A 23,087-nucleotide genomic window follows, 5' to 3' on the forward strand; every position below is an offset into this window, starting at 1 on the left:
TACATTTTAATGAATAAATATACAATCAGGAATTAATAAATTGAGTGACATGTAGTGCTTTTCTAAACATATATGACAACCTGAAAAATCCCCTCAGCCTTGCTGGCAGGGGATTTTCAGGTTATCGTTACATCTCATTCGATGAACTACGTGGCTTATCCATTTTTTATCGTGGACGGTAAGCTTTTAATTAATTCATCATTTGGTGTTACAAACAGAGTTTTCTGATGGTCGTATATGACAAAGCCAGGCTTCGCACCACTTGGTTTGCGAACGTGACGAATATACGTGTAATCCACAGGCACGCTGCTTGATTCCTTCGCTTGGCTGAAGTAGGCTGCAAGCTGTGCGGCTTCCTCCAGTGTAGCTTCACCAAAATCAGTGCTGCGAATAACGACATGGGAACCTGGAATGTCCTTGGTATGCAGCCAAGTGTCATTCGCTGATGCCAGACGATTGGTCACATACTCGTTCTGTAGATTGTTTTTGCCGACCAAAATGTCAATCCCCTCTGATGAAGTGAACCGATGCACAGTTGGACGATCATTTTTTTTCTTTTTCTTGCCTTTTTTGTTGCGATCACGCAGATAACCTTGCTGTACAAGTTCGTCTCGAATTTCTTCGATATCGTTCATGGAGGCGATGGACAACTGTTGCAGCAGATTATCCAGATAGGCAATTTCATCCTTCGTCTTGCCAAGTTGCTCGTGAATGACAGCCAGACTGTTTTTGTATTTGTTATAACGCTTGAAGTAACGCTGTGCATTATCCGATGGTGTAAGCAGTGGATCAAGCTGAATCGTAATGTTGCTCTGATCTTCATCGTAAAAGTTAACCAACTCTACACTCTTATCACCTTTGTTGACCAAGTGCAGGGATGCGAATAACAGCTCGCCCCAAAGTCTGTATTTGTCCGCATCGTCGGCTTCAAGCAAGTCTTTATTGAGGTTATCGAGCTTTTTAATGTTTTTGCTGCGCTCATTCTGCAGGAACCGAAGCAGATCGCTTACTCTTTGTTTAACTGTATCCCGCTCGGCCTTGTCCCCGTAGTAATCCTCCATACATTTGCTCATTGTATCGTACGTCTTTTCCTGATCCTGAATGCTCTGAAGTCGAACAGCAGAAAAGATCATTTTGCCTTTGGCGTTCAGCCCTGTTACAGGGGTGTACTGGTGTTCTTTTACAGATTCGATGACTGACTCAAAAGCAGTCCAAAGTTCTCCTGCCTCCATATGATCTGAATCGGAAACGGTTCGAGTTGCAATTTCACCTGCAATCAGCGGACTCATCCCACTAAATGCCTGGACCAGCCAGCGTGAGGCGTCTGCTTTTGTTTCAATAGCCGTTTTTATTGGTTCTGTTTGTGATTCAGCTTCATTTTCGTTTGCATCTACACTTACTGCAGCAGCAACCTTCTGCTCAAACTCGTTTTTGGATACCTCTAGCGGATTGATTTTATGTTGCTCTGGCGGTGCAGTGTAGGAAAAGCCCGGCATGATCACACGGTAACTACTGATGGAAGGCGTAACATGGTGGATACCGTCCAATATAGTGTCCGTCGCAGGGTCCAGCAAAATGATATTACTGTGACGTCCCATCAGTTCGATAATGATTCGTTTGACCGAAACATCACCAAGCTCGTCCCGCTGCCGCACATCGATATGAATAATCCGTTCCATCCCGATCTGACGGATATTCTCAATGATAGCCCCTTCGCAGTGCTTGCGCATGAGCATACAGAACATAGGAGCTTCTGTAGGATTCAAAAATGTTTTCTCAGTAAAATGTACACGCGGATACGTCGGACTTGCCGAGACAAGCAACTTGCTGTTGCCGCGCTGAGCGCGCAGGGTGAGCACCACATCATGGCCGTTAGGCTGATGAATTTTGCTAATACGTCCTCCGATACAGCCTTGCAGCTCATGTACGATGGCTCGGGTCACAATACCGTCAAGTGCCATATTGTCCACTTCCTCTCTATCTAGCATCTCCATGAATTCATGCAGAATGCTTCATCTATAACGGTTCACAGGCAACCGCAGCATATGTAATAACATTTGTTATAACGATGGCTGACTGCATTTTTCCAAATACGGAGTTGCGCAGTAATCATCGCAGACCTTTATTTTAGCTTATTCTGCCCATGAGGGAAAGGATTCAGCTTCCGGGTGCTATTCACGGACCTATCCGAATACATATAGAGCAGGTAGTTTGTCCGGCATAGTGTACAGCCTGCCCTAGCAACATGCCGGTGAAACATGTGAGCTTGCATTGCAGATGAAATAGAACTGGGAGGGAATTTTGGAGCATGGAACATACCAAGTGGCATCAACTAAACGACGAAGAGCTTCGTGAAACTCTCGGCGTGAGCCCGCAGGAAGGGTTGACGGACGAAGCGGCAGCAGAGAAACGGAAAATTGCTGGTTCAAATGAACTGAGTGAAGGACAGCGAATATCCCCGATCACCCTGTTGCTGAATCAGTTTAAGGACTTCATGGTGTTAGTTCTCATGGGAGCGACGCTGGTATCCGGTTTACTTGGAGAGTATCTGGATGCGGTAACGATTGTGGCAATTATTGTTCTGAATGCTATTTTGGGATTTGTACAGGAGTTCCGGGCGGAACGTTCTCTTCGGGCACTGAAGCAGTTGTCGGCTCCTGCCGCCAAAGTGCTCAGGTCGGGACAGGAGGTACACCTTGCGGCCAAGCAATTGGTGCCGGGAGATATTATCATGGTGGAAAGTGGTGACCGCATTCCTGCTGATGTGCGCTGGCTGGAAACCAATAGCCTCGATGTAGAGGAGTCGGCACTCACCGGGGAATCGGTGCCTGTCAGCAAACATTGCAGACCTATTGCCAGTGACGATGTTCCTTTAGGAGATCAGAAAAATATCGGTTTTATGGGCACTATGGTCACCAGGGGGACAGCCAAAGGTGTTGTCATTCGGACGGGTATGGATACCGAGATGGGCAAAATCGCTGATCTGATCCAAAATACGGAGGAGCAGGAGACCCCCCTACAGCACAGACTGGAGCAGTTAGGCAAAATTTTAATCTTTGTTGCACTGGGATTAACAGTGATGGTCGTAGTCGCAGGTATCCTGCATGGACAACCCGCAGTAGGCATGTTCCTGGCAGGTGTCAGTCTCGCCGTGGCAGCCATACCGGAAGGATTACCCGCTATCGTTACGATTGCGCTGGCGTTAGGTGTACAGCGGATGATCAAACGTAAGGCCATCGTACGTAAACTGCCATCCGTAGAAACATTAGGCTGCGCTTCGGTGATCTGTTCGGATAAGACAGGTACACTGACACAGAACAAAATGACAGTAACGAACGTGTGGCTTGAAGGGCGCAGTATTAAGGTCACAGGAGATGGTTATGCACCAGAAGGTCACATGTTGGAAAATGACCGAATAATTGAACTGAAAAATGACCAGTCCTTACGAAGAATGCTACAGATCAGTGCACTTTGTAACAATGCCAGTATTGTCGAGACGATTGTAAACGATCCAGCCAGCAAGAAAAAGAGCAAGGAGTCCAAAAAAGAGAGCAAGAAAGGCCGGAAGAACGGCCAGCAGGAGGAGGAACAAGTTAGTGCTAACCAAGTGCTCTGGGAGTTAAAAGGGGACCCGACAGAGGGTGCACTGGTAGCCATGGCTTCTAAAATGGGCCTTGCTCCAGCAGGACTCAAGGAATTGTATGACCGGGAGCAGGAATTCCCGTTCGACTCCGAGCGGAAGCGGATGTCCGTTATGATCAAACATCAAGGTGGGCGTATGGTGTATACCAAAGGGGCACCTGATGTACTGATTGAGCATTGCAGTTATATTTTGTGGGAAGGCAAAGTGGTTCCGTTCACCGGTACACTGCGCCAGAAAGTGATGGCTGCCAACGAAAGTATGGCTGGTAATGCCCTGCGAGTTCTTGGTATGGCCTACCGTGAAGTCAAGCCGAAGGAACATGTCGCTGACGAGCATGCAGCTGAAAGCCAGCTTGTATTTGTTGGGCTTGCTGGCATGATCGATCCGCCTCGCCGTGAAGTTCGTGATGCCATTGCGACATGCCGCAAAGCGGGCATCCGGACAGTGATGATCACGGGAGATCATGGAACAACGGCGGAAGCGATCGCTCATCAGCTTGGTATTCTCCCGCGCGGGGGAGCATCGTTAAGCGGGCAGCAGCTGGCAGGTATGACGGATGAACAATTGGATAAAACGGTCAATGATATCTATGTGTTTTCCAGAGTCTCGCCTGAGCACAAATTGCGTATTGTCAAATCGTTGCAGCGCAAAGGACACGTTGTCGCGATGACCGGAGATGGTGTGAACGATGCACCTGCGATCAAGGCTGCAGATATCGGGATTGCCATGGGCATCACGGGAACCGATGTGACGAAGGAAGCTTCATCTCTCATTTTGAGTGACGATAATTTCTCCACCATTGTGGCGGCTATTGAAGAAGGGCGTAACATCTATGAGAACATTCGCAAGTTTATCCGTTATTTGCTGGCTTCCAATGTTGGCGAGATTTTAACGATGTTCTTTGCCATGATGATGGGCTTGCCGTTGCCGCTCGTGCCGATCCAGATTCTATGGGTAAACCTGGTAACCGATGGTTTGCCAGCGATGGCGCTCGGGGTGGATCAGGCGGAAAAAGATTTGATGGAGCACAAACCTCGCGGCGCAAAGGAAAATATTTTCGCCCGCAGGCTGGGCTGGAAAATCATTAGCCGCGGTGTACTGATCGGACTATGTACGCTCGGTGCCTTCTGGTTGACACTTCAGGCCGCTCCGGATCATCCTGGTCAGCTGATCAAAGCTCAGTCCGTCGCTTTTGCTACATTGGTGCTTGCCCAGTTGATTCATGTGTTTGACTGCCGTAGTTCCCGTTCGATCTTCCACCGCAATCCGTTGCAAAATAAATATCTCGTTCTGGCTGTCATTTCATCGGTTGTGCTGATGCTGGTGGTAATGTATGTAGAGCCGTTGCAACCCATCTTCAAAACGGTACCTCTCGGTCTGCGCGAATGGGCCATTTGTATCGTAGCAGCAGGCATTCCAACATTCCTTATGGGCGCTGGCAGTGTCTGGGGTGGTCGCCGGAATCGCCGCCGCATGGGCGGTTCTGGACGCTTCGTACCGAAAAGTACAAAGTTTTCAGCATAAAATCAATACCTTTTAATATCCCGTTTCGATATGCTATCCTCAAAATGATTCAAAGCGAAGGCTTTGATATTTTGCAGGATAGCTTTTTTTGTATGCTTTGTACGCATGATATGAAGATTAGCTATAAATAAACTATAAAGCTTGGCCGCGGACTGCCAAAAGGAGTGGGCTAGATTATGGAATTTACGAAAATGCACGGACTAGGCAACGACTTTATCGTTGTATTTGGTGAAAAACAGCTTCCGGCGGATGCTGCTGAACTTGCGGTAAAATGGTGCAATCGATTCTTCGGCATCGGCGCAGACGGTCTGGTTTATATACTGCCTTCAGAGAAGGCGGATTTTCAGATGCGTATCATGAACTCGGACGGTTCGGAAGCGGAGCAATGCGGCAACGCGATCCGTTGTGTGTCCAAGTATGTGTATGACCATGGGCATGTTGACCGCGAACAGATTACGATTGAGACGATTGGTGCAGGTGTTCAACCTGTAACTCTTAATATCCGGGATGGCAAAGTGGAGACGGTTCGGGTAGACATGGGCGAGCCGATTCTGGATGGCCTTCAAGTACCTACAACAGTAGATGCGAATCCGGTGGTCAATCATAACATTGAAGCGAATGGACATGCATTCAAATTTACAGCGGTGTCTATGGGCAACCCTCACGCGGTCATCTATGTCGATGATGCGGTGAACTTTGATCTTACAACATGGGGGCCATTACTTGAGGTGCATCCGATGTTTCCAAAAAAAATCAATGTTGAATTCGCGACGGTACGTGACCGCGGATATGTAGACATGCGTGTATGGGAGCGCGGGGCTGGCCCGACACTGGCCTGCGGAACAGGAGCTTGTGCAACACTGGTATCTTCTGTGCTAAATGGTCATACCGATCGTACAGCTGTGATCAGCCTTAAAGGCGGGGATCTGAACATTGAGTGGAATGAGGCGGATAACCACGTTTATATGACGGGACCAGCCGAAGTTGTTTTCAAAGGAGTCACCTCATAATTTCATGAAAAGTAGAAGATTACACGAAAGAGGCCTACGGGCCTCTTTTTTATCCAAAGTAGACAAGTTGTTTTTACAAGCTGTCCGGTCATTAAGGACAAATTCAGTACATATTTCGGAGGAATGTCCACTGGAGACGGACATACAGTAACTACCTGTGTTTTTCTTCGTTTTTAAGCATTTTTTGTGTTACATTAGTATGAAAACGATCACAGTCAGGCGGGGGGAAATGGGATGAAGGCAGATTTACGTACAGCGATGAAGCAACGTGTTCTTGTTGGGGATGGGGCGATGGGGACATTTCTATATCAAATGGGATTTCCGGTAGGGATATCTTATGAAGAGTTGAACTTGATTTCACCTGAAGTTGTGGCTGATGTACATCGCCGTTACCGTGATGCAGGCACGGATATATTCGAGACAAATACGTACTCGGCCAACTTTGACAAATTGTCCAAATTTGGACTAGAGTCCAAGGTGGAGGACGTGAACCGTGCGGGCGTACGCATCGCGAAAGAAGTGGCAGGGACAGAGAACTACGTTCTTGGTGCAGTAGGTTCGATTCGCGGTGGAAAACGGACAAACGTGTCTACTAGTGAATTGAAACGCTTCTATCAACAGCAGATTTTTGCGTTACTAGACGAAGGTGTTGACGGCATTCTGCTTGAAACGTTCTATGATATTGAAGAGATGGATATCGCTCTTTTGCAGGCACGCAAGTTGAGCGACCTGCCTGTGATTGGACAATTCGCGGTAGAGGATGTAGGCCATACGCTGGACGGTTACACGATGCCCGAAGCATTTCGTATCATGCGCGAACAGGGTGCTGACGTCATCGGTTTCAATTGCAGGTCCGGTCCGAACGGGATCATGCGCGCAATGGAAACCGTTGCTGGACGCGTCGGTGTTCCGATGTCCGTATATCCGAATGCGGGTGCAGCGGACTATGTAGATGGTCAATTCCGATACGGTGCAACTCCAGAGTACTTTGGGCAAACGGCAGTTCAGTTCGCAGATCTTGGTGCTCGCATCATCGGCGGTTGCTGCGGTACAACGCCGGATCATATCACTGCGATTAAACAAGCGCTTGCGGATTACGTACCTCAGCCGATTGCTGAACCTGATCCTGCCGAGATTACGTCACGCATTGTACTTCATGAGAATGTGGACGAACGCGCAGGACGAGGAGGCCAGCCGACGATTGTTGATCTGGTCAAACAACGCCACACGGTCATTGTAGAGCTTGATCCCCCGCGTGATCTGGATATTGCTAAATTTATGAAGGGGGCCGAAACACTGAAGGCGGCTGGAGCGGATGCCCTGACGCTTGCAGACAACTCCCTTGCTGTAACACGTATGAGTAATATGGCACTCGGACATCTGGTGCAGGATCGCACAGGACTTCGTGCGCTTGTGCATATCGCCTGCCGTGACCGTAACTTGATCGGAACTCAGTCCCATATGATGGGATTTGACGCACTCGGCATTAACCATGTGCTTGCCGTTACAGGGGACCCTGCGAGGTTTGGTGACTTGCCTGGTTCAAGCTCTGTGTACGATCTGACGTCGTTTGAAATCATACGAATGATTAAACAGCTCAATGATGGTGTAGCCTTTTCGGGTAAACCGTTGAAACAGAAAGCCGGCTTTGTTATTGGAGCGGCCTTCAACCCGAACGTGAAACATCTGGACAAAGCGGTACAAAGGCTTGAGAAGAAAATTGCCTCCGGGGCAGACTATATTATGACTCAGCCAGTATATGATCCGCAATTGATCGTTGCGATGCGTGAGGCAACCAAACATCTTGATATTCCTATTTTTGTCGGTATTATGCCACTCGCAAGCGGCCGAAATGCAGAGTATCTGCACAATGAGGTTCCAGGTATCCAGCTTTCCGATGAAGTGCGTTCACGGATGGCAGGGCTGGAAGGTGAAGAAGGGCGTGCCATGGGGGTAACGATTGCGAAAGAGCTGCTGGATGCAGCTACAGAGCACTTCAAAGGCATCTATCTGATGACTCCGTTTATGTTCTATGGCATGACAGCTGAACTGACTCAATACGTCTGGGAGAAGTCGGAGCATCAATGTCCTACTTGTTTCAACCCTAATAATCAATTACAATAGTAAAACGGATGTGATGCCGATGTCATTCAGTATGACCGGATACGGTCAATCCGCCTTTCATTTTGGCGGCTACAAGGTACAATTGGAGATCAAATCAGTCAATCATCGTTATTGCGAAGTGATGATGCGTCTGCCAAGAGAGTGGACGTATTATGAAGATGGTTTGAGAAAGATCGTACAGAGCCGCTTGAAACGTGGGCGGATTGATGTTTATGTAATGAAAGAAAAAGAGGAAGACCAGGCTCTCCCCGCTGTTCTGAATGAGCAGGCGGTCAGGGCCTATCTGCAGGCTGCAGAGCAACTTGAGTCTCAATTTGGAATGCAGGGTAAGCCGAGTATTGTGGATATGCTGGGTCTGCCGGATGTCATGGTTCATCCGGATGGGACAAGTCCCGTTCAGGAGGAACAAAAAGACGAGTGGGAGCAGGTTCTGCAGGCCGGATTGAACGAAGCTCTGTCCAGCTTGGAGCAGATGCGCGCTCGTGAAGGTCTTCATCTGGCCAATGATCTGGAGCGGCGGATCACCCGTCTGGAGTTACTGCACACCGAGATGCTTGCACTTGCACCCACTGTGGTGAGCGATTACCGCAACAAGTTGAAACAGCGTCTGACGGAGTTGCAGGAAGACGGCTCTTTCCCTTTTGATGAGCATAAATTGGGTATGGAAATCGCAGTCTTTGCTGATCGTTCCAACATTGAAGAGGAGCTTACGCGTTTACTTAGCCACTTTGGACAATGCAGAGAGTTGTTAAAGAGCGAGGAAGCGGTAGGCCGCAAGTTGGACTTTCTGATTCAGGAGATGAATCGTGAGGTTAATACGATTGGATCAAAAGCCAACCACTTGGCTCTGGTGAACCGTGTTGTCGAGATGAAAGCGGAGCTGGAGAAGATTCGTGAGCAAGCGGCGAACATCGAATGAACGGCTGAATTTCGGCAAAAGAGTCGCATGTATAGGGGGAAGAACCTGATTATGGCAATCAAACTCATTAACATTGGATTCGGTAACATCGTATCGGCGAACCGGATTATATCCATCGTGAGTCCGGAATCGGCGCCGATCAAGAGAATTATACAAGAGGCTAGAGATCGTCACATGCTGATCGATGCAACGTATGGAAGACGTACACGTGCCGTAATTATTACGGATAGTGATCATGTTATTCTGTCTGCTGTTCAGCCTGAAACGGTCGCCCATCGTCTTTCCTCGAAAGATGATGATAACGACGAATAAAATGGAGTGTAATATGTCTAAGGGATTACTGATAGTGTTGTCCGGCCCATCCGGGGTCGGGAAGGGTACAGTATGCAGTGCGTTGCGCCAACGGGTGCCGAATTTGACTTATTCGGTCTCAGCAACCACTCGTCAGCCACGTTTGGGTGAAGAGCATGGAGTGAACTATTTTTTTCACTCTCATGATGAGTTTCTGAGAATGATAGCCGAGGATCAACTGCTGGAACATGCAGAGTATGTGGGCAATTATTACGGTACTCCGCGTGATTTTGTGGAGAGAACGATCAACGAAGGCAGAGATATTATTCTGGAGATTGAGGTTCAGGGTGCACTTAAAGTGAAGGAGAAATTCCCTGAGGGGATTTTCGTCTTCCTGCTTCCTCCTTCTTTGGACGAGTTGAAGGATCGTATTCAAGGACGGGGCACGGAAAGTCAAGCGACGATTGATCACCGGATGTCTGTAGCAGTCGATGAGATCAATCTGCTCGAGCATTATGACTATGCTGTGGTCAATGATGAGATCGATTCGGCTTGCAAACGAATAGAAAGCATCATTATCGCCGAACATTGTAAGATCAATAAATAATTCCTTTTGCCGCCGCATACAGCGATATTCATGGGGCAGTTGTCATATCATGTTAAGGTTGAGGTTCATTCCGGACTACTGCTTGTACGTGAGGACACGCAACATAAAGGTTCTGTCCGGCGGCAACTTGTGATTATATTAAAGCAAAGAGGTGTTTTGTTAATATGCTGTATCCTTCAATTGATGAAATGATGAACAAAGTTGACAGCAAGTATTCCCTGGTTGTTGCTGCTTCCCGCCGTGCGAGACAGCTTCGCGAAGGCGAAAAAACAGAGCTGAGAAACGCAAAGTCCCATAAACAGGTTGGCGTTGCTTTGGAAGAGATTTATGGTGATCTTCTTGTTGTGATCAAAGGGCAGGACGAAGAAGAAGAGTAGGCCCCAGGGCTGCTCTTCAACTGCATACGGCGATAGCCGAATCATTTTGACAACCGAAAGGTTGTTATTTTTTTACGAATAAGCCTTGATCAGATTGATGAACTAGGACGTGTCTTGAAACCTACTGAAGTGCATCTTTTACCGCCTTTTCGCCCCCTGCTGCGTCAGTTTCCCTTGACGTGCCCCGGCACGCCTGTGGAAAACTTCCTGGCTTGGAACGAAAATTCAGCAAAATCTGCTCCCCTCAGCGTTTTCAGACACGCCCTCGTATTTATACTTGTATTGATGTCTTAACATTATCGGGGGATATTGAACATGTTGAACGGTAAAAAAATCGTGCTTGGCGTAACAGGGGGCATAGCAGCTTATAAAGCAGCAACATTATGCAGCAAACTGGTGCAAAAGGGAGCGGATGTTCATGTCATTATGACCGCTTCGGCGACACAGTTTATTACCGAATTAACGCTGCAAACGTTGACCCGAAACGCAGTATATACAGATACATTTGATGAACGTGAGCCAGCGGTGGTTTCTCATATCAATCTCGCAGACATGGCTGATTTGGTGCTGGTCGCTCCGGCAACAGCGAATGTCATTGCCAAAATGGCACACGGGATGGCTGACGATATGCTCACTACGACCCTGCTTGCTACTACTGCACCAGTGATGATTGCTCCTGCCATGAATGTGCATATGTATGATCATCCGGCGGTGAAACACAACATGAATCTGCTGGCTGAACGGGGTACATTAATGATTGAACCGGGTGAAGGACTTCTGGCCTGCGGCTATGTAGGCAAGGGGCGTTTGGAAGAACCGGAAACCATTGTGGATGTGGTGGAGCGTTTTTTTGCACAGCGTGATGAGGTATCATGGAAACGTTCAGAACCGGCTCTAGTTGAAGCTTTTGCACTAGGTGGTGCACAGGAAGGGATTCAGGAGTCTATGCAAAGCGGGGTTTCGGTGCAGAATACGCTTTTAAAAGGCAAAAAGGTTGTGGTTACCGCTGGCGGTACGATCGAGCGCATTGATCCAGTTCGTTATATTACGAATGATTCATCTGGGAAAATGGGGTTTGCCATCGCCGCTGCTGCGCGTGATCTTGGGGCTGATGTGAAGCTTGTTATGGGTAGTACACAGGCACAGCCGCCAGAAAATGTACAAATCATCCCCGTACAGTCTGCACAGGACATGTATGAGGCGGTATCCCAGGAGTGGGATGGTGCGGATATCGTCATTAAGGCAGCCGCTGTGGCGGATTATCGCCCGAAAGAAGTTTACATGGAAAAAATCAAGAAAAAAGGCGACACGTTGTCGCTCGAACTTGTGAAAAATATAGATATTTTGGAGACGCTGGGTAAACGGAAGACCCATCAGTATTTGATTGGTTTTGCCGCCGAGACCCAGTCGCTCGAGATGTATGCACGTGAGAAACTGGAACGGAAAAATTGTGATCTGATCGTAGCCAATGATGTCACCCGTTCGGGAGCAGGATTTGGAACAGACACCAACGCGGTGCATATTTATGACCGTGATGGGTTAGTAGAGGAGCTTGAGCTGATGTCCAAGGAAGATGTGGCACATCGTTTGCTCCGAATTGCGGCGGAGCGCATTGCCGGGAGGAATTAAAAGATGGAGATTGCCAAGGTCATTGTCGATGTGCCTGTGAAGCAGACCGACCGGCCTTTTGATTATCTGGTTCCCGACTCTATGAAGGAGTGGATTGAGGTGGGGAGCAGGGTAGGTGTACCTTTTGGACATCGTACCGTGCAAGGGTTCGTTGTTGATCTGGTTCCCCGTACAGGAGAGGAATCTTTTAAACTAAAGCCTATTCAGGAGCTGCTGGATATCGTGCCGCCACTATCCAAGGATCTGGTGGAGCTGGCAGAGTGGATGAGCGAGCGATATGCGAGCAATCGGATTTTGTCCTTGCAAGTGATGGTGCCAACAGCGCTGAAAGGAAAAGCGGAGCGCTACATTTCGCTAGGAGATGCACTGGATGGACATGCTGGAGGTGAATCTTCAAACGAGGACGTTCTGTTTGTGTGGGGAGAGGAATCGACAAGCGAGAAGGTACAGCAGGACATTATTCGTTTTGTCAAAAGCCGAGGACAGGTGCCCCTGCAGCAATTAAGCCGCAAGTACCCGAATCATGCAGCCTTGATTAAAAAGCTGTTGCTGAGCGGTGTACTATTGGAAAGTCAGGCGATCAAGGACAAGCTGAATAAAAAAACGGTGAAATCGGTGAATCTGGCGGTGGATATCGCTGCTGCGGAAGAAGCGTTGTCCTCGTTCCCGGCAAAGGCACAGCGGCAGAAGGAGATTCTTTCTTTTTTGCTGGAGATGAAGGATTTGCTGCCCATGCCTTTGAAGGAAGTGTTGTCTACGCTGCAAGTTTCGGCGGCAACGATTAAGGGGCTTGAGGAAAAAGGCTTGGTTGTGACAGAGGACGTGGAAGTATTCCGTGATCCGTATCAAGGCAGACGTTTTAAACCGACAGAGCCGCTGGCATTGACAGAGGAGCAACAAGGCGTTTTTGGCAGTATCCACGGTCGGTTGCAGGAACAGCGTCATGGCGTATTTCTTTTGCATGGCGTTACCGGAAGTGGCAAAACCGAAGTTTATCTGCAGACCATTCAGCAGTGTATCAATCAAGACAGGCAGGCCATCGTGCTGGTGCCGGAGATTGCTCTTACTCCACAGATGGTGGAGCGCTTCAAAGGACGTTTTGGTGATCAGGTTGCGGTCATGCACAGTCGTCTTTCCGGCGGTGAACGTTATGATGAATGGCGTAAAATCAGGGAAGGTCAGGTGAAGGTGGCGATTGGTGCCCGCTCTGCGGTGTTCGCTCCATTCAGCCGTCTGGGACTGATTATTATGGATGAAGAACACGAGACTTCCTATAAACAGGAAGAAACGCCGAAATACCATGCGCGTGATGTGGCTGTCAAAAGAGCACAACAGCATCAGGCCGTGGTGGTTCTGGGTTCGGCCACGCCTTCGCTGGAAAGTTATTATGCTGCGCGTTCCCAAAGCAATGATGATTTTGCCCCGCTCTTGCTCGAAATGCCTACAAGGGCGCTTGGCAACAATCTACCGACTGTACGGATCATCGATATGCGTGAAGAACTGAAGGATGGCAATCGTTCCATGTTCAGCAGAGCGCTGCACAAAGGGTTGGAAGAACGCTTGGAGCGCGGGGAACAGACGGTGTTGCTACTGAATCGGCGCGGATATTCAACCTTTGTGATGTGCCGGAGCTGCGGATATGTGGCGGGCTGTCCTGAATGCGACATCTCTTTGACATATCATCAGCGTTCCAATAATTTACGCTGTCACTATTGCGGGTATGCAGAAGCGGCGCCCGAAACGTGCCCGGATTGTGGAAGTGAGCATATTCGCTACTTCGGTACAGGAACACAACGGGTTGAAGAGGAACTCGCCAAGTTGTTCCCAGGGATTCGGGTAATCCGTATGGATGTGGATACAACGACGGAGAAAGGCGCGCATGAGAAGCTTTTAAAACAGTTTCGGGAGAAAAAAGCCGATGTGTTGCTTGGAACCCAGATGGTTGCCAAGGGTCTCGATTTCCCTGATGTGACGCTCGTTGGAGTCATCACCGCGGATTCGGCTCTTAACTTGCCTGATTTCCGTGCTGCCGAGAAAACCTTCCAACTGTTGACACAAGTGGCAGGCCGGGCGGGCCGTCATCAACTACCGGGTGAAGTGTTTGTACAGTCTTACACGCCAGAACACTACTCCATTGGACATGCAAGTCAGCATGACTACGTATCCTTTGTGAAAGAGGAGTTGCTGCATCGGAGAAATTTACAGTATCCGCCATACTGTCGTCTGATTCTGGTGACCTTCTCCCATGAACAGCTTCCTGTTCTGATTCGACTAGCTGAAAACTATACCCGATTGCTGAAAGAGAAGGCGAATGCTGCCGGATGGCTGGGCAGTCTGGATCGTTTCAGTAACGAAGCCTTTGATGTGCTTGGGCCTGTAGCTTCTCCAATTCCAAGGATCAAGAATAGATACCGATTCCAATGTATGATAAAATGGCGTGGGGATGTGGATGCTATCGGTCTGGCTCTGGCAACGGCCCGGCACATGGACGATGATGTTCAGGCCCAGAAGCTGCTTATTAGCCTTGATGTAGATCCGCAGATGTTAATGTAGACATTTTACAGCATTTTGATGCGGAAAATGTGGATGTGAACAAGCGGTATAAACATAGATTAATATGAACAACGAAATAGAGATTATTGTCGTGAAACTATGATGAGAATTAGGAAGGTGCTTACAACATGTCGATTCGTATTATCGTTAAAGAACCAGATGAGGTGCTTCACAAAAGAGCTAAGGAAGTAACCAAAGTTACACCTAACGTGCAAAAACTGCTTGATGATATGGCAGATACGATGTACGACGCAGAAGGGGTAGGTCTTGCAGCTCCGCAAGTCGGCATTCTGAAACGTTTGATTGTGATTGATGCAGGAGATGAGCAAGGGCTGATCAAAATGATTAACCCGGAGATTATTTCCAGTGAAGGAGAACAGTTTGGACCCGAAGGTTGCCTAAGTATTCCAGGGATTAATGGTGATGTCCGCCGTTTTGAGACGGTTACCGTTAAAGGTTTGGATCGGGAAGGCAATGAATTAATTATTACAGGCAGCGGTCTGTTGTCCCGTGCGTTCCAGCACGAAATTGACCATTTGGATGGCGTGCTCTTCACAGATATTGCTGAAAAAGTATATGAAATTACCCCGGAGCAAACTGGACCGCGTCGTAATTAAGGAGTGATCGATTTGAATATTGTCTTTATGGGAACACCTGAATTTGCCGTTCCTTCTCTGGATATGTTGATGGCGGAAGGATACCATGTGGTAGGCGTGGTAACGCAGCCGGATAAACCGCAGGGACGAAAAAAAGTGCTTACACCTACACCGGTCAAGGCCGCAGCTGAACGCCACGGTCTGCCGGTGTTTCAGCCTGTCAAACTTCGTGATCCGGAAGCGGTAGCCCGCCTTGCGGAATGGAAACCGGATTTGATCGTGACAGCCGCATTTGGACAGATTCTTCCCAAAGCGGTGTTGGATATGCCGGTTCGCGGCTGTGTAAATGTGCATGGATCTCTTCTGCCTAAATATCGCGGAGGAGCTCCGATACAACGTTCTATTATTAACGGAGAATCAGTCACAGGGGTCACGTTGATGTACATGGCAGAAGGGCTGGATACCGGGGATATGATCTCTCGTGTGGAAGTGCCGATCACGGATGAAGATACATCCGGCACGATGTTTGCCAAATTGAGTGAGGCTGGTTCTAAGCTGCTTCAGGCGGAGATGCCGCGTCTAATCGCAGGCGAAACGACAGCTGTTCCACAGAATGATGATGAGGCTTCCTATGCTCGTAATCTGACTCGTGAAGACGAAAAGATGGATTGGACTCGTACATCCCGTGAATTGTTCAATCAGATTCGTGGGCTTGTCCCTTTTTCAGGTGCATTCACGATGTGGGATGAGCAGATATTCAAAGTTTGGGCAGCGGCCAATCCAGATCAGGTTACAAATGAAGCTTCATCTGTTTCAAACGCTGGACAAGCCGAGCCGGGAACCGTGTTGCAATTGAACAAATCAGGTATTGAAATCAAGACAGGTAATGGTTCTTTGTGGCTGACGGAAGTCCAACCTGCTGGCAAAAAAGTAATGCAAGCTGCTGACTTTGCACGCGGTGGAACATTGAAACCTGGTGTGGTGCTGCGATGAGTACTTCAAGATTAGGACATTCTTCAGGAAAAGAACGCAAAGGAGCAGGCAACGGAAACGCAGGAGGACCCGCCAATCATCGTCAGACTAACAAGGGTTCTTCTGGCAGCCAGGGTCGGCGTGCAGGAAATAATACGGTACCGGCTTCTTCTGCTAAGGGAAGCCGGACTCATGATCGTGTGCAAAAACCGAAGACATCCGCTCGTGCACTCGCAGTCAAGGTACTGAGTGCGGTAGAGCAGGACGGAGCATATAGCAATCTGGAACTGAACCGCCGCCTTAAAGAGGCAGAACTTAGTTCTGCAGATGCAGGACTCGCTACGGAACTGGTGTATGGAACGATTGCAAGACTGAACACGCTGGATTATTATCTGGAGCGTTTTGTTGCCAAGGGGATGGAAAAATTACAGCCTTGGGTGCGCAGTTTGCTTCGGATTAGTGCCTATCAATTCATTTACCTGGATCGAATTCCGGAACATGCCGTCGTCAGCGAAGCAGTGAACCTGGCAAAGAAGCTTGGTCATCAGGGAATCTCGGGCATGGTTAACGGTGTGCTGAGGAATATGATTCGAAACAAGGAGCAGTTGCACGTTCCCTCACATCTGCCGGTTGCTGAACGCATCTCACTGGAGCATTCTCATCCGCTCTGGATGGTGGAGCGGTGGATTGCTCAATATGGGGAAGAAACAACAGAAGCCATCTGCCGTGCGAATAATGAACCTCCAGCAGTGAGTATTCGTGTGAACACGACGATGACAACACGAGACAAACTGATGGAGGAAATAGCAAGCACAGGGGCAGTGGTGGAACCTTCGCATCTTAGCCCAGATGGCATTCTGGTTCGAAGCGGTGGCAACATGGCTCTAACGTCATGGTATCGGGATGGGCTTTTCTCGGTTCAGGACGAAAGTTCTATGCTGGTCGCTGAAGCTGTAGCGCCGGAAGAGGGACAAAACGTGCTGGACTGTTGTGCAGCTCCTGGTGGCAAAACAGCTCATATCGCAGAGAAAATGCGGGACCGGGGACGCATCGTAGCTAATGATGTTCATGCCCATAAACGCGAGCTTATTCTGGATCAGGCTGAACGTCTTGGATTAAGCTGCATAGATGCGGTAACCGGGGATGCGCTTGATTTAAACAGGCGCTATGCCGAGTCTTCGTTTGACCGGATTTTGCTGGATGCACCTTGCTCAGGTCTAGGGGTCATTCGTCGCAAGCCGGATGTAAAGTGGACTAAATCCGCATCCGACATTGAAGACATCTCCAGTTTGCAGCGAGAGCTTCTGGATTGCGTTGCGCCCTTGCTCAAACCAGGTGGCATTTTGGTATACAGCACTTGTACCATTGAATCGGCAGAGAACGAGCATATGGTGGCGGACTTTTTGGATCGTCATCCAGAGTATAAGGCTATCGAAACCTCCGCATGGTCACAGCCGGGAAGCAGGGACTGGAGGACTGTAAATGGTGGTGTTCAGATTTTGCCACAATACGCTCACAGTGACGGTTTTTACATCGCAAGGTTGACAAGAACGGCTAATTAAACGTTTAATAGAGCACTAAAGGAAGGCCGCCGAGGAAAACCCTCGGCGGATTTCTTTGTGAGAGGCGACTTGGTTATTACTAGTGTATAAAACGATGTCAGGGTGCGATGGTAACAGTGAGATGTTATAATGCATGAAGAACGGCTCTCCAGGGTATACATGGATGTAAAGTGCCGTTTGTGATAGAATAGGACAGTAAAACGATGGAAAGCAAAAGAAATGCAAATGAAAAGAAAAAAGGAATAGGTGTTGAAAACAAAATGAAACCTTTTATATACGATTTTTCCTTGGAGCAACTGCAGCAATGGGCTGTGGAAAACGGGGAACCTGCGTTTCGCGGCGGTCAGATCTTTGACTGGATTTATGTGAAACGTGTTAATGATTTTAGTGAAATGACCAATCTCTCCAAGGCGTTGCGTGAGAAGCTGGCAGAGCAGTTCGAATTCGTAACCCTTAAGGAAATTACGAAGTTTGAGTCCAAGGATGGCACGGTGAAATTCCTCTTTGGTCTGCATGATGATCATGCGATTGAAACGGTTATTATGAAACATAACTACGGGAACAGCATCTGTGTAACAACACAGGTGGGCTGCCGGATCGGTTGTACATTTTGTGCATCCACGCTCGGGGGGCTGAAACGTAACCTGACAGCCGGAGAGATCGTTGCTCAGGTTGTACAGGCTCAGAAAATTTTGGATGAGCGCGGCGAACGGGTCAGCAGCATCGTGATCATGGGTTCGGGTGAACCTTTTGAAAACTATGAAGCAACGATGACGTTCTTGCGGATTATGATTCACGAAAAAGGTCTGAACATTGGTCAGCGCCATATCACTGTGTCTACAAGTGGAATCGTGCCAAACATCTACAAGTTTGCAGATGAAGACACGCAAATCAATCTTGCCATTTCGATTCACGCACCGAATGACGCCCTGCGTTCGAAACTAATGCCGGTGAACCGTCGATTCCCATTTGATGATGTGATGGAGTCTCTCCGCTATTATCTGGCTAAGACAGGCCGAAGAATTACGTTTGAGTACGCATTGATCGGCGGTGTTAATGACCAGCCAGAGCATGCGGCTGAACTGGCAAGTGTGCTCAAAAACATGTTATGCCATGTCAACCTGATCCCGGTTAACCATGTCCCTGAGCGCAAATATGTTAGAACATCAAGAAGTGATATTTTTAACTTCCAGAGAATTCTCTCGGAACAGGGAGTGAATGTAACGATTCGCCGTGAACAGGGACATGATATTGCTGCCGCTTGCGGCCAGCTTCGTGCAAAGCATATGGAGTTGAGGTGAGAGCGTTTTGATCAAAACAGTTCATGTGAGCCATATCGGACGAGTACGTTCGGTGAATGAAGATTCAGCCTGGATTCGGAATCTGGATACAGGATATATTCTGGGAATCGTTGCGGACGGCATGGGTGGACATCTTGCTGGAGATACGGCAAGCCGCCTTGCAGTGGAAACGCTGGTACAGGATCTGGCAACACTTGAGCCAGGTTTGTCCCATGCATCCCTCTCAGCTGCGCTTAGCGATGCGATTCTTCATGCGAATGAAGTCATATTCCGCACCGCATCTACGGACGATAAGTATCATAATATGGGGACGACAGTTGTCGCCGCTCTGTTAAATGATGCGGAAGGTGTGATTGGGCATATCGGAGACAGCCGTGCATACAAAATTGCAGGCAAGGAAGTATTTCAGCTGACCGAGGACCACACACTGGTGAATGAATTGTACAAAAATGGTCAGATTAGCAAGGAGGACGTGTCTCATCATCCACGTCGCAATGTGCTTACCCGTGCACTTGGCACAGATGCTGAAGTGAAGGTGGATATGGACGCTGTGCGATTGGACGAAGGGGAAGTACTGCTTCTCTGCAGTGACGGACTCAGTAACCTGGTCAGCAATGAGCAGATTATTCAGGTTGCAGGTAATCTTGAACTTCCATTGGAAGATCGTGCAGATCGACTGCTACAGCTGGCATTGCTTGCTGGAGGAGACGATAATATCACTCTCGCTTTATTTGAACCTCAGCAGCAAGACGCCCTACAAGCGGAAACGGGGTGTGAGTCATGATTGGGCACCAGCTAGGCGGACGCTATGAAGTCATTGAGCGTGTCGGTGGTGGCGGCATGGCTCTGGTTTACAAAGCTCAAGATTTGCTCTTAAACCGAAATGTAGCAATTAAAGTACTCAGACAACAGTTTGTTCATGATGAAGAGTTTATCCGCCGTTTTCGGAGAGAGGCACAATCAGCGGCATCGTTGTCTCATCCGAATGTAGTCAGCATCTATGATGTGGGTCAGGAAGATGACGTTCATTATATTGTTATGGAATACGTTGAAGGCAAAAATTTAAATGAAATTATTAAGGAACGTGCGCCTTTGCAGGTCGACGAAGCGGTGCACATTGCTTCCCAGATCGCGGATGCACTGGATCACGCGCATCATAATCAGATTATTCACCGGGACATTAAACCGCATAACATATTAATTGGCCGGAATGGCCGTGTAAAAGTAACGGATTTCGGGATCGCTCGTGCTGTTACCTCTACAACGATCACGCAGACTGGCTCTGTTGTGGGTTCAGTGCATTATTTCTCGCCAGAGCATGCCAAGGGTATTGTGACTGGGGAGAAGTCGGACTTATATTCTCTTGGAATTGTACTCTATCAAATGCTTACAGGACAGCTTCCTTTTCTTGGGGAAAGTCCGATTAGTGTAGCCTTGAAACATCTGCAGGAAGAGTTTGATGAACCGCGCAAATTCAATCCGCTCATTCCGCAAAGTGTGGAAAACGTCATTCTGAAATCCATGCGTAAAAATCCGCAGGAGCGATATCAGTCGGCCAAAGAAATGCAGCATGATCTGGAAACATGTCTTATGCCAGAGCGCCGCAATGAGTCCAAGGTGGATTTTCCGGATGAGGATGATATCGATCAGACCCGGGTAATGCCGGCCATCAAACCGGAGCCTCGTGGAATGAAGTCTACTGGAGCGGTGCCTGTGATGGAAACAGATCAGGAACAAAGCGCAGGTAAACCGAAGCAGAAAAACTGGAAAAAACCAACGCTCATTATATCCTTGACTGTTCTTCTTCTGGTCGCCATGGTTGGGGTGGTATGGTATGTCAAAGGAATGCTTGTTGTACCTGAGGTAACGGTGCCTAACGTAGTCAATCAGACAGAAGAAAAAGCCCGCCAAATGCTGGAGGAACAGGGCTTGGTGGTGAGCAACGAAGTCATTCGACAGTACAAAGAAAATGTAGATCCAGGCATTGTCTTTGATCAGAGCAGGAATGAAGGCGATGTGGTCAAAAAAGGCACTGAAGTTCAGCTAAGTGTTGGTATGGAAAAAACAAAAGAAAAAATGATTGATGTTAAAGATATTCCATATACAGAGGCGGTCAAAAAATTGACAGCGCTCGGTCTTAAGGAAGACCAAATCAAGCGTAAGGACGAATTCTCCAATGACGTGAATTCCGGTTCTGTCATTGCTCAAACGCCTGGTGTAAATGAAGAATTTGATCCTGAAACTGTTGAGATTGAGTTAACCGTAAGCAAGGGAACTGAAACGGTTAAAATGCCTGATCTTAAAAACCATACCCGCAGTGAAGCAGAGCAAATGCTGAAAGAAAAAGGACTTGTGCTCGGACAGGTACAGGAAGAGTCCAGTTATACGGTTGAACAGGGCAAAGTAACCCAGCAATGGCCTGTGGAAGCGGGGACGGATGTTAGCCCTGGCGACAAAATTACAATCTTTATCAGCACAGGTTATCCGGATCAGGCATTGGAGTATCCGTTTAACATCAACGTATCACCCAAAGAAGTGGGCAAAAACAGTAAAATCAGGATTACCTATGAAGATGCACGCGGCAAAAATCAGGAGTGGGGCACACGTACGATCAATTCTGCTCAAGTGTTGACGATACCGCTTGTGCTTGCACCAAATGAAAACGGTGCGGTGTCTGTTTATCGTGATGGAAAATTCCTGGATACGTATGTTGTATCTTATAGTGAAGCGAAGAACGGTACGGTTAACGTACCTTCCATTGATCCGGAGCAGAGCACACAAGCTCCACCAGCGAACACCCCTGATCCGGGGAATGGTGACAATGGCAATGGTGATGGTAATGTGGACAATGGCGGGGAAACGGACCCTGGCTCTACTCCCGTTGAGGGGGAAGGAGATAGTCAGGAAGGTGACACCTCGGCCATGAAGACGGATAATGGTCCGGGCAAGCATAAAGAGGATAAGAAAAAAGGAGTTATCAACGCATCAGGCCGTCCATAAGGACGGCTTATGCTGGCGTAAGGAAAGAATATAATTTAATCTGAAGGAGGGCGACGGAGCTGTGCCAGAAGGTATCATCGTTAAAGCATTAAGTGGTTACTACTATGTCATGCCAGTGGAAGACAACGGGGTTCCTTCGGTTGAAGGTTCCGCCGTTCAATGCAGAGCCAGAGGCATTTTTCGGAAAAGAGGTACTTCTCCGCTTGTTGGCGATCGTGTGAGTTACATGCTCACGGAGAATGGAGAAGGAACCGTTGATGAGATCCACAAGCGAGAGACCGAGTTAATTCGTCCGCCGGTGGCAAACGTAAGCTTGGCTGTTCTGCTGTTTTCGGTCAAAGAGCCTGATATGAATCTGAATCTGCTGGATAAGTTTCTCGTGCACATCGAGCAGGCTGGACTTGATGCCCTTATCGTGCTGACGAAACAGGATCTGATTGATCCAGAAGCTGAGGACCGTGACATCGTGGCTGAAGTGAAGGCGATGTATGAGCAGATTGGTTATGAGGTAATATCGACCAGTTCTCGAACTGGAGAAGGCAGTGAGTTGCTCAGAGAACGCCTCGCGGGCAAGATCAGCGTATTCTCTGGTCAATCCGGTGTTGGCAAGTCTTCCATGCTAAACGCACTGATGCCAGGACTTACCCTGGAGACGAGTGCAATCAGCATGCGTCTTGGGCGCGGGAAACATACAACCAGACATGTGGAACTCATTCCACTCGATAATGGCGGATTTGTCGCGGATACACCAGGATTCAGCCAGCTGGACTTTTTGGAGATTGGCGTGGAGGAATTATCCACTTGCTTCCGTGAGTTTGCCCAGTTTGCTGACCAGTGCAAGTTCCGTGGATGTACGCATACGCATGAACCAGGCTGCAAGGTGCTGGCGGCCAAGGAGGAAGGTCTGATCTCTGAAAGTCGATATCAGCATTATGAGCAGTTTCTGACTGAAATGAAAGATAAAAAGCGGAGGTATTAA

At 48.4% G+C, this 23,087-nt stretch carries 17 protein-coding genes; 16 read left to right on the top strand and 1 reads right to left on the bottom strand.

Features of this window, described 5'->3' with window-relative positions; genetic code table 11:
• Nucleotides 1-155 precede the first annotated feature (155 nt).
• The gene (locus ABIE27_RS03480) at nucleotides 156-1,961 is read right to left on the bottom strand and encodes an Rqc2 family fibronectin-binding protein (protein WP_123062368.1); all 1,806 of its coding nucleotides are present in this window, start codon (nucleotides 1,959-1,961) and stop codon (nucleotides 156-158) included.
• Nucleotides 1,962-2,308: 347 nt separating this feature from the next.
• Between ABIE27_RS03480 and ABIE27_RS03485 the strand changes: the two genes are divergently transcribed.
• From ABIE27_RS03485 to rsgA, 16 genes are all read left to right on the top strand, one after another.
• Nucleotides 2,309-5,167 carry a calcium-translocating P-type ATPase, SERCA-type gene (locus ABIE27_RS03485; RefSeq protein WP_123062367.1) on the top strand — a complete coding sequence of 953 codons (2,859 nt, stop codon included), beginning with the start codon at nucleotides 2,309-2,311 and terminating at the stop codon, nucleotides 5,165-5,167.
• Nucleotides 5,168-5,343: 176 nt separating this feature from the next.
• Complete coding sequence (gene dapF, locus ABIE27_RS03490) at nucleotides 5,344-6,177, top strand: diaminopimelate epimerase (protein ID WP_123062366.1); 834 nt, start codon at nucleotides 5,344-5,346, stop codon at nucleotides 6,175-6,177.
• A 234-nt stretch (nucleotides 6,178-6,411) separates the two neighbouring features.
• On the top strand, nucleotides 6,412-8,301 hold the full coding sequence (locus ABIE27_RS03495) for a bifunctional homocysteine S-methyltransferase/methylenetetrahydrofolate reductase (RefSeq protein ID WP_429349906.1): 1,890 nt from the start codon (nucleotides 6,412-6,414) through the stop codon (nucleotides 8,299-8,301).
• Between the two features lie 19 nt (nucleotides 8,302-8,320).
• The gene (locus ABIE27_RS03500) at nucleotides 8,321-9,220 is read left to right on the top strand and encodes a YicC/YloC family endoribonuclease (protein ID WP_123062364.1); all 900 of its coding nucleotides are present in this window, start codon (nucleotides 8,321-8,323) and stop codon (nucleotides 9,218-9,220) included.
• 51 nt (nucleotides 9,221-9,271) lie between these two features.
• Nucleotides 9,272-9,532, top strand: coding sequence for an extracellular matrix/biofilm regulator RemA (gene remA / locus ABIE27_RS03505; RefSeq protein WP_006209218.1), 261 nt, complete (start codon nucleotides 9,272-9,274; stop codon nucleotides 9,530-9,532).
• Nucleotides 9,533-9,545: 13 nt separating this feature from the next.
• Nucleotides 9,546-10,118: a guanylate kinase gene (gene gmk / locus ABIE27_RS03510; RefSeq protein ID WP_123062363.1), complete on the top strand. Its 573-nt coding sequence runs from the start codon at nucleotides 9,546-9,548 to the stop codon at nucleotides 10,116-10,118.
• Nucleotides 10,119-10,282: 164 nt separating this feature from the next.
• The gene (gene rpoZ / locus ABIE27_RS03515; protein ID WP_123062362.1) at nucleotides 10,283-10,495 is read left to right on the top strand and encodes a DNA-directed RNA polymerase subunit omega; all 213 of its coding nucleotides are present in this window, start codon (nucleotides 10,283-10,285) and stop codon (nucleotides 10,493-10,495) included.
• 315 nt (nucleotides 10,496-10,810) lie between these two features.
• A complete protein-coding gene (coaBC, locus tag ABIE27_RS03520; protein ID WP_123062361.1) occupies nucleotides 10,811-12,124 on the top strand; it encodes a bifunctional phosphopantothenoylcysteine decarboxylase/phosphopantothenate--cysteine ligase CoaBC in 1,314 nt (437 codons plus the stop codon).
• 3 nt (nucleotides 12,125-12,127) lie between these two features.
• Nucleotides 12,128-14,677 (top strand): primosomal protein N', encoded by a 2,550-nt coding sequence (priA, locus tag ABIE27_RS03525; RefSeq protein WP_123062360.1) that lies wholly within the window; start codon nucleotides 12,128-12,130, stop codon nucleotides 14,675-14,677.
• A gap of 128 nt (nucleotides 14,678-14,805) precedes the next feature.
• The gene (gene def / locus ABIE27_RS03530) at nucleotides 14,806-15,294 is read left to right on the top strand and encodes a peptide deformylase (RefSeq protein WP_123062359.1); all 489 of its coding nucleotides are present in this window, start codon (nucleotides 14,806-14,808) and stop codon (nucleotides 15,292-15,294) included.
• A 12-nt stretch (nucleotides 15,295-15,306) separates the two neighbouring features.
• Nucleotides 15,307-16,266 carry a methionyl-tRNA formyltransferase gene (gene fmt / locus ABIE27_RS03535; protein ID WP_429349907.1) on the top strand — a complete coding sequence of 320 codons (960 nt, stop codon included), beginning with the start codon at nucleotides 15,307-15,309 and terminating at the stop codon, nucleotides 16,264-16,266.
• Nucleotides 16,263-17,807, top strand: a complete 1,545-nt coding sequence (gene rsmB, locus ABIE27_RS03540; RefSeq protein ID WP_429349908.1) for a 16S rRNA (cytosine(967)-C(5))-methyltransferase RsmB — start codon at nucleotides 16,263-16,265, stop codon at nucleotides 17,805-17,807. The genes fmt and rsmB overlap by 4 nt, the downstream gene beginning before the upstream one ends.
• A gap of 260 nt (nucleotides 17,808-18,067) precedes the next feature.
• Entirely contained in the window at nucleotides 18,068-19,108 is a 1,041-nt protein-coding gene (gene rlmN, locus ABIE27_RS03545) for a 23S rRNA (adenine(2503)-C(2))-methyltransferase RlmN (RefSeq protein ID WP_123062832.1), read from the top strand.
• 7 nt (nucleotides 19,109-19,115) lie between these two features.
• The gene (locus ABIE27_RS03550; protein ID WP_123062357.1) at nucleotides 19,116-19,892 is read left to right on the top strand and encodes a Stp1/IreP family PP2C-type Ser/Thr phosphatase; all 777 of its coding nucleotides are present in this window, start codon (nucleotides 19,116-19,118) and stop codon (nucleotides 19,890-19,892) included.
• Nucleotides 19,889-22,108: a Stk1 family PASTA domain-containing Ser/Thr kinase gene (pknB, locus tag ABIE27_RS03555; RefSeq protein ID WP_429349909.1), complete on the top strand. Its 2,220-nt coding sequence runs from the start codon at nucleotides 19,889-19,891 to the stop codon at nucleotides 22,106-22,108. Before ABIE27_RS03550 ends, pknB begins: the two co-directional genes overlap by 4 nt.
• Before the next feature lie 61 nt (nucleotides 22,109-22,169).
• A complete protein-coding gene (rsgA, locus tag ABIE27_RS03560; RefSeq protein WP_123062355.1) occupies nucleotides 22,170-23,087 on the top strand; it encodes a ribosome small subunit-dependent GTPase A in 918 nt (305 codons plus the stop codon).

Origin of the sequence: Paenibacillus sp. 4624 (assembly GCF_050435065.1) — a bacterium.
Taxonomy (GTDB): Bacteria; Bacillota; Bacilli; order Paenibacillales; family Paenibacillaceae; genus Paenibacillus; species Paenibacillus amylolyticus_D.